This is a genomic window from Streptomyces sp. NPDC005070 (assembly GCF_053600395.1).
On sequence record NZ_JBSFZS010000438.1, the window covers coordinates 1 to 1799 of the forward strand.

A 1799-nucleotide genomic window follows, 5' to 3' on the forward strand; every position below is an offset into this window, starting at 1 on the left:
CCACACCAACGAGCGGAACCGCGGGAAGCAACACCTTGATTCTCTGCGAGCCCTTAGGGCCCGTAAAGAATCAACACGTTGGTTTGGCCTTCGTTGTGAGGGTCGCGCCGTGTGCGGTGGCGTGGATGAGGAGTCCTGCCAGGGTGTTGAGGTGTGCTGCTGGGGGCCGGGGTGTGTGTGCGTGCTGGTCCATCAGTTGCTGGATCTCGCTGGTGGTGTGGCGGATGGTGTCCTTGCTGACGGAGAAGAGGTCGGCCAGCACAGTGGGTGGCAGGGCGAGGTTTTGCTGCAGCACGGTGACCAGGACCCGGTCGGCCAGGTCGAGTTTGGCTTTGCGGCCGCCGCCCGGGGCCCGGCGTCGTTCACCGCCGTCGCGTCGTGTGGTGGCGTCCTGTTTCTGCAGTGTCTGCCAGTCGGCGGTCAGCGTCGCGGCCAGCTCGGTCAGTGCGGTGCGGGGCATGCCGGTCAGTGCGGGGTGTGACAGAGCACCACGGTCGAAGACCGCCGCCGGCTCGGGCGTTGGTCCGGTGGAAGCGGCCAGGATGGCGGGGCGGGGGTGCACTGTGTAGTTCCATTCGCCGTGGAAGGCATGTCCGGTGACCGGCACTGCGTTCAGCTCGGCGTCACTGACCTTCACACCGGTGGGGTAGCTGCCGGGGTCCAGTTCGGCGTGGACGGTCAGACCGGTGCGGGTGGTGGTCGCGGCGATGCTTTTCACGATGACGTCGTGGCTGGTCAGCGGGCGGCCGCGCCAGTTCATCGTGATCGCGGAGAACAGCCGGTGCTCGATCCGGTTCCATTTCGATGTGCCCGGAGGCATGTGACAGACGGTGACGGCTAGGCCGGTCTCGGCGGCGAAGGCTGCGAGTTCGGTCTTCCAGGCGCGGGTGCGGTAGCCGTTGGAGCCACCGGCATCGGCCGTGATCAGTAGACGTCTGGCGTGGGGGTAGTCGAGGCGTCCTTGCCCGTTCCACCAGCGGCGGATCGACTCGACCGCGAAGGCCGCGGTGTCGTGATCCGTGCCGACGTTCACCCAGCCGGTGTCAGCCGCCAGGTCGTAGATGCCATAAGGCAGGGCCTTGCCCAGGGCATCGCCGGGGAAGTCATGGACGTCAACCCGTACCGGATCACCGGCCGGCCGCCATTCACGTCCGGCATTTTTGAACTCCCCGACGACTTCCTTCTTCTTCGTGTCCACGCTGACCACCGGTTGCCCCTCCGCCTGATGGTCCTTGGCCTGGTCGTTGATGTACCGAAACTGCGCGTCCCGGTCGGGGTGCTGAGTACCCTCGAGGGTCTTGGCGTTGGCTTGCAGACTGAAACCGTTCTCCCGCAACAGCCTGCCCACGGTCGGCGCCGAAGCGGCATGGCCCTGCCGGGCCAGTTCCCCGGCCAGCGACCGCAACGACTTGGTCGTCCAGCGCAGCGGCGACATCGGATCGCCCCGCTCATCCGGCTCGACCAGCGCCAACAGAGCCGGAACGAGCAGCGGGTCAAGCTCCTCGGCACTCTTGCGACCGCCGCCGTCCCGGCGAACCCGGCCATCGGGCAGCGGGTCCTCACCGCCCTCCAGCTCGAAGACGCCCCTCCGCACCGTCGTCTCGCTCACCCCTGCGGCACGCGCGACGGCCCGGACCCCGCCATGCCCCAGCAGCCGGGCCTCGGCAGCCAGTGCCAGCCGCTGCTGCCGCTCATTGAGATGAGGGAACAACAACCCCATCCTCAGGGCAAGTTGGTCACGAACCTCGCTCGGTATGCGCATACCACACCAACGACAAGGAGACCGCGAAGCAACGTGT

At 67.1% G+C, this 1799-nt stretch carries 1 protein-coding gene; it reads right to left on the minus strand.

All coding sequences use genetic code 11. The features are described from left to right. Positions 1–70: 70 nt before the first annotated feature. A complete protein-coding gene (locus ACWEBX_RS39995; protein ID WP_451889616.1) occupies positions 71–1762 on the minus strand; it encodes an ISAzo13 family transposase in 1692 nt (563 codons plus the stop codon). Positions 1763–1799 lie beyond the last annotated feature (37 nt).

Excerpts from the sequence above, each read along its gene's own strand:
- ACWEBX_RS39995 (WP_451889616.1), bottom strand. The coding sequence starts at position 1,762 with ATGCGCATACCGAGCGAGGTTCGTGACCAACTTGCCCTGAGGATGGGG.